The following is a 6,463-nucleotide window of genomic DNA, read 5'->3' on the forward strand; positions in this document are numbered from 1 at the left end:
CACAATGGAGGTAGTCATGCCCGAGAACGCAACGCCTGCGACCGTCGAATCCGACGAAGACCTGGTCACCGAGACGCTGATCGAAGAGGTCAGCATCGACGGCATGTGCGGCGTGTACTGACCATGGAGGCAGGCGTGCTCGATCTCGACACCCGCTGGGCGCTGCATCCGCGCGTCTCGCTGCGCCCGGAGTCCTTCGGTGCGCTGCTGTACCACTTCGGCACTCGCAAGCTCTCGTTCCTCAAGAGCCGCGATCTGGTCGACGTGGTGCAGTCGCTGCCTGCTCACGCCTCGGTGCGGGACGCGCTGCGAGCCAAGGGCGTCGGCGCGTCCGACGCCCACATCAAGGCGCTGGCGCAGCTGGCCGACACCGACATGATCGTGCCCGCGCCGGGCCCGGTCACGCCGGTGACACCGGTGAGCCTGCCTGCCTCCACGGACACCACCCAGGGCGGCAAGCTGATCGACCGGTTCGAATCCGGCCTGGCGGCGCCGATCTGCCTGACCTGGGAACTCACCTACGCGTGCAACCTGTCCTGCGTGCACTGCCTGTCCTCGTCGGGTCGCCGCGACCCGAACGAGCTGACGACCGAGCAGTGCAAGGCGCTCATCGACGAGTTCGAGCGCATGCAGATCTTCTACGTCAACATCGGCGGCGGTGAGCCGACGGTGCGACCCGACTTCTGGGAGCTGGTCGACTACGCGACCGCCCATCATGTCGGGGTCAAGTTCTCCACCAACGGCGTTCGCATCAACGAGGAGGTCGCCGCGCGGCTGGCCGCCAGCGACTACGTCGACGTGCAGATCTCCCTCGACGGCGCCGACGCCGCGGTCAATGACGCCGTGCGCGGCCCCGGCTCCTACGACACCGCGATCCGCGCCCTGGAGAACCTGCACAACGCGGGGTTCAAGGACGCCAAGCTCTCGGTCGTCGCGACCCGGCACAACATCGCCCAGCTCGACGAATTCAAGGCCATCGCCGACCGTTACGGCGCGACCCTGCGGCTGACCCGCCTGCGTCCGTCCGGCCGCGGCGCCGACGTCTGGGACGAGCTGCACCCGCTGCCCGAACAGCAGCGCGAGCTCTACGACTGGCTCGTCGCCAACGGCGAGGGCGTGCTGACCGGCGACTCGTTCTTCCACCTGTCGGCGTTCGGTTCCGCGCTGCCGGGCCTGAACATGTGCGGCGCGGGCCGGGTGGTGTGCCTGGTCGATCCGGTCGGTGACGTCTACGCCTGCCCGTTCGCCATCCACGACCGGTTCAAGGCCGGAAACATCGTCGCCGACGGCGGTTTCGACGCGGTGTGGACCACCTCGGAGCTGTTCGCCGAACTGCGCGAGCCGGTCGACGGCGGCGCCTGCACCAAGTGCTCGCACTACGACGCGTGCCGCGGCGGCTGCATGGCGGCGAAGTTCTTCACCGGCCTGCCCGCCAACGGTCCCGACCCGGAATGCGTGCAGGGCTATGGCGAAGCGGCACTGTCGATGCCGGGCCGCACGATTCCGCGACCCGCGGTCGATCATTCGCGCCCGGTTCGTACCCGTGGTCGGGTCTCGCTGCCGTTGACGGTCAAGCGCGCTCCTGCCAAGGCGTGCAACGAGAGTCCACTCGGATAGACGGGTCGGTTGCCGAAAGTGCGCTGCCGATCTTGTTGACGCGCCCGGATATCGGTCACGGCGGCATTTCTGGCGGACTTTCCTCCTTTTTTGTGGGGTGATGATGTCTGCGAGCTCGAGTGCGCATAGCATGCGAGGAATGCGCCATGATCGTCTGCCCGACGGCTTCGGGGTACGGATCGATCCACGGGTACGCGCATTTTCCGGGGGTCGGATCCTGATCGGTGGATCGCCCGCGCGGATGCTGCGCCTGGCCCCGGAGGCCGCCGAGCTGATCGGCGACGGGTACCTGGAGGTGACCGATACCAAGTCCGCGATCGTCGCCCGCCGGCTGCTCGATTCCGGTGTGGCGAACCCGCGGCCGCGGCTGCTGCCCTCGCTCGACGACATCACCGTCGTCATCCCGCTGTACAACAACGCCGACGGGTTGATGCGGCTGCTGGCCACGCTGCGTGGGCACAACGTGATCGTCGTCGACGACGGTTCCGACGAGCCGGTGCGGATCCCGCCCCGGCAGGGCCGTGGGCAGGTGACGGTGCTGCGGCACGAGTCCCCGCTCGGCCCGGCCGCCGCGCGCAACGCCGGATTACGGGCGGCCACAACGGGCTTCGTCGCGTTCCTGGACTCCGACGTGGTGCCGCGCAGCGGCTGGCTCGAGGTGATGCTCGGGCACTTCAGCGATCCGCAGGTGGCGCTGGTCGCGCCGCGGATCGTCGCGCTGGACAAGGAGTCCAACGCGCTGGCCCGCTACGAGCACACCCGGTCCTCGCTGGATCTGGGCAGACGCGAGGCGGCGGTGCACGCGCGCGGAGTCGTGTCGTACGTGCCGAGCGCGGCCCTGCTGACCCGGCGCGCGGCGCTGCTCAACGAGGGCGGCTTCGACGAGTCGATGCAGGTGGCCGAGGACGTCGACCTGTGCTGGCGGCTGGAACGGGCGGGCTGGCGGCTGCGCTACGAGCCCGCCGCGCACGTCGCCCACGACCATCGGGTGGCCTTCCGCGCGTGGTTCGGCCGCAGGCTGTTCTACGGCACCGGCGCCGCGCCGCTGGGCAAGCGGCACGCGGGCATGGTCTCGCCGCTGTCGGTGCCGACCTGGACCGTGCTGGCGAGCATCCTGTTCGCGACGCTGTCCAAATGGGGCCTGCTCGGTGGGCTGGTCACGTTGGCCACCGCGCTGGTGCGGATGCGGCGGGTGTTCACCGAACTGGACAACCCCACGCGCATCGCGGCGGTGTATCTGGCGCGCGGCTATTTCGCCGGAATGTGGCGGCTGGCTTCGGCGATGTGCCGGGACTATTGGCCGGTGACGCTGATCGCGGTGCTCGCTTCCCGGCGGATTCGCAAGATCGCGATCACCATGGCCCTGGCCGACGGGCTGGCCGACTGGTTCACCCATCGCGACGCCGGCGGGCTCGATCCGGTGCGCTATGTCGCCTACAAGCGTCTCGACGACGTGGCCTATGGCAGTGGCCTGTGGCTCGGCGTGATCAGGGCGCGCAGCTTCGAGGCGCTCAAGCCGAGCGTGCCGCCGCGCTGAGTTCGGCCGCGTGACGAACACACTCGTCGTCGGCGCAGGCTCGGCCGGCTGCGTGGTCGCGGCCGAGCTCGGCGCCGACCCGGCGCACACGGTCAACGTGTTCGAGGCGGGTCCGGTCTGGCCGTCGGCGGCCGCGATGCCCGCCGACCTGCTCGATCCGGGGCGGCTGCCGGTCGGCCCGGAATCCGCCGTGGTGTGGCGGTATCCGGGGAACATCGTGCGGGGCAAGCTGATCGGCGGCTCGGGTGCGATCAACGGCAGCTATTTCGTCCGCCCGCCCGCCGCCGACTTCGCGGCCTGGAGCGCGGCGGCGGACAGTGCGCTGTGGTCGTTCGACGCGGTGCTGCCGTTCCTGCGCGGGCTGGAGACCGACCACGATTTCGGCACCGCGCCCGGTCACGGCACCACCGGCCCGATCCCGATCCGCCGCACGACCGAGCCGACCCCGGTCAGCGTGGATTTCGCCACCCGATGCGCGGCGGCGGGTTTCGCCGAGATCGCCGATCTGAACGCGCCACACCCCGAAGCACTTCCGCCCGGCCGAGAACACGGCGCCGCCGCGGTCCACCCGGGGGAGACGGTCGGCTTCGGACGCGTGCCACTGGCGATCGCGGACGGCCGCCGAGCGGGCACCGCGATCACTCATCTCTATCCCGCGCTCGCCCGCCCGAACCTCACGATCGCCGCCGCGACGATGGTGACCCGCCTGGTGTCGCGCGGCGCCAGGGTGGTCGGCGTCGAGTGGGCGCGCGGTCGCGAACGCGGCACGGTCTACGCCGACCGGGTGATCCTGTGCGCGGGCGCGGTGGAATCGGCCGCGCTGCTGATCCGCTCGGGGATCGGCCCGGAACCGCTCCTGCGTTCGCTCGGCATCCCGGTGGTGCGGCCCGCGCCGGTGGGGCAGTGGTGCACCGACCATCCCGAGATCGGTGTCGAGTACCCGGGGCCGACGCCGACGGCGAGCACGGTCGCCCTCGAATACGTCCTGGAACTCGGCGACCTCGAACTGCGCCCGTATACCCCGATGTTCACGCCCGGCCTGCGCAGGCTCGGCGTCGCGCTGATGCTGCCGGAGTCATCCGGCACGCTCGGCCTCGTCTCCGCCGACCCGGCCGTTCCCGCCCGGATCGACCAGGGCTATCTGCGCGCCGCCGTCGATCGGGATCGCCTGCGCGCGGGGGTCGAACTCGCCGGGCGGATTCTCGGGCGGCCGCCGGGCACCGTCGACGATGCCTGGCTACGCTCGCATCTGGGGACGTCCCAGCACCTTTCGGGCACCTGCCGGATGGGCCCCGCCGACGACTCGCGCGCCGTCGTCGACGATCGCGGCCGGGTGCACGGCATCGAGGGTCTGACGGTGGCCGATCTGTCGATCGTGCCGGTCCCCTTGCGCCGCGGTCCGCAGGCCGCGACGGTGCTGCTCGCCACAGTGATAGCGCGTCGACACCGGGTGTGACGAAGTGACATCTGCTACCACAATGTGACCTGCGGGACAAACCCACACTTCTGGCGAGGCTGCCGATAACTCACCGGTACAGTTTGTAGCGGGAAAGAAAGGCAAATGGTCAGCAATCTCGCAGGTGGGCGGCCCCCACGGCAGGCGGCGGAGTCGGGCGCACAGCTCGGAGCTCTGGAAGCCTATGCCGCACAGGCCCATGGTTTTCTCAGTGCCGGTGGTGACCAGCTGACCCAGCTGGCCGGCCTGTTGCGTCCGCTCGTTCTCGAGTCCTGGTTGCGCAGTACGCGTGGCGGAATCGATCCGACGGACATACTCGACGGTCGCGGTCTTCGTGGTGCCGATCTGGTGCGTTATCGGGATGCCCATCCCATCGCCGCACTGATGCCACTCATCGACAAACTGCTGGTCCAGGACGCGGCGCGGGCTGGACTGATCGTGACGGTCGCCGACCAGTTCGGTCGTGTGCTGTCGGTGCACGGCCATCCGGAGCAGGTCGCCGCCGCCGCCGAGATCGGCGTGCGCGAAGGCGACGATCTGAGCGAGCGCCGGATCGGCACGAACGCGGTCGGTCTCGTCGTGCGCACCGGTCGCGCGACATGGATCCACGGACCCGAGCATTTCCTCCATCGGATGCATCAGATCACCGGCGCGGCGGCCCCCGTGCACGAGCCGGACGGCCGATTGATCGGCGTGCTGATGATTGCCGGCGGGATGCGGGTGGCCAAGCCTGAAATCCTCGCTCTGGTCAAAGCCGCGGCGACGGCCGCCGAGATGGATCTGGTGCTGCGGGCGATGCGCGCCGGCCGCGGGGTCCCCGCGGCCGAGCCGAACCGCCCGGGCGAGCAAGCCGCCGACGCGGAACCGGCCCGGCTCGGGCTCGAGGTCCTCGGGCTCGGCCAGCCGCAACTGAGTGTGGCGGGGGAGCGGGTATCGCTGTCGCAACGCCATGCCGAGATCCTGCTGTTGCTCACCGAGCATCCCGAAGGGCTCGGCGCCGATCATCTGGCGCTGCTGCTCGACGACACCGATCTCGACAACGGCACCATCCGCGCGGCGATGTCGCGCCTGCGGTCGGTGATCGGCGCGACGGTCGTCGGATCGCGCCCATACCGTCTGCGCGTCCATGTCGCAACCGATGTGGAGGCCCTGCGGGCCGCGCTCGACTCCGGTGATATCGAATCCGCATTGCGCTTGTATGCCGGTCCGGTGCTCCCCAGATCGTCGGCTCCGGGCATCTGCGACATCCGAGACGAGCTTCGGGTGCGGTTGCGCACCGCCGTGCTCGCGTCCGCCGATCCCGGCGTGCTGCGCCGGTGGACCGCGGGCCCGGAAGGTCGCGACGACGCCGCCGCGTGGGCCGCGTACCGGTCCACCGTCGACCGCGATTCGCCACTGTATGCGCAGATCGAGGCCAAGATCCGGGTGCTCGATCGGCGCCTCGGTGCCGATGCAACGCAGATGCAACGTTTCGGCTCATAGTCTCCCGTTCTGAAAGTGTGGTAGCTCACACATCTGGCGTAGATGTGGTGTGGCACACACTGATGCCCAGGTCGCGGCAACCTCCCCGGAGAGACTGGACGTTCGTCCGATTTTTTTAGCGGAAAAAGTTTCTTTTTATTAACTGACCGCCTAGTGTCTGCAATGCATGGACAGGCAGCCATGTGATGTAAGTGACATAGCCGGGGCGCGAGGTTCGGGCCGCGGCCGCGATGTTGGAGGAACGATCAACAGCTAGGCACCCCGCGACGGACACAGTGGTTCGTCGCGCCGGCGGTCCACCGGGCCGTCGATCTCGTCCACATGATCTGTCGGGGATCCTGCGCGAGTGTGGCGGTTGCGCCCACTGCGCT

Annotated in this window: 5 protein-coding genes; all 5 read left to right on the forward strand. The window is 69.5% G+C overall.

Annotated features, from left to right (window positions below; translation table 11 throughout):
* Positions 1-16 precede the first annotated feature (16 nt).
* The 5 genes from mftA to ACIO52_RS01940 all read left to right on the forward strand — a co-directional run bounded on the left by mftA (position 17) and on the right by ACIO52_RS01940 (position 6,092).
* Positions 17-121, forward strand: coding sequence for a mycofactocin precursor MftA (gene mftA, locus ACIO52_RS01920; RefSeq protein WP_218719663.1), 105 nt, complete (start codon positions 17-19; stop codon positions 119-121).
* A gap of 2 nt (positions 122-123) precedes the next feature.
* Entirely contained in the window at positions 124-1,617 is a 1,494-nt protein-coding gene (gene mftC, locus ACIO52_RS01925) for a mycofactocin radical SAM maturase (RefSeq protein WP_218719690.1), read from the forward strand.
* A gap of 139 nt (positions 1,618-1,756) precedes the next feature.
* Positions 1,757-3,154, forward strand: a complete 1,398-nt coding sequence (gene mftF, locus ACIO52_RS01930; RefSeq protein ID WP_218719664.1) for a mycofactocin biosynthesis glycosyltransferase MftF — start codon at positions 1,757-1,759, stop codon at positions 3,152-3,154.
* Between the two features lie 10 nt (positions 3,155-3,164).
* Positions 3,165-4,610, forward strand: coding sequence for a mycofactocin system GMC family oxidoreductase MftG (gene mftG, locus ACIO52_RS01935; RefSeq protein WP_402640782.1), 1,446 nt, complete (start codon positions 3,165-3,167; stop codon positions 4,608-4,610).
* A gap of 105 nt (positions 4,611-4,715) precedes the next feature.
* Entirely contained in the window at positions 4,716-6,092 is a 1,377-nt protein-coding gene (locus ACIO52_RS01940; protein ID WP_218719666.1) for a GAF domain-containing protein, read from the forward strand.
* Positions 6,093-6,463: the final 371 nt, after the last annotated feature.

Origin of the sequence: Nocardia sp. NPDC087230, from assembly GCF_044744725.1 — a bacterium.
GTDB lineage: Bacteria > Actinomycetota > Actinomycetes > Mycobacteriales > Mycobacteriaceae > Nocardia > Nocardia canadensis.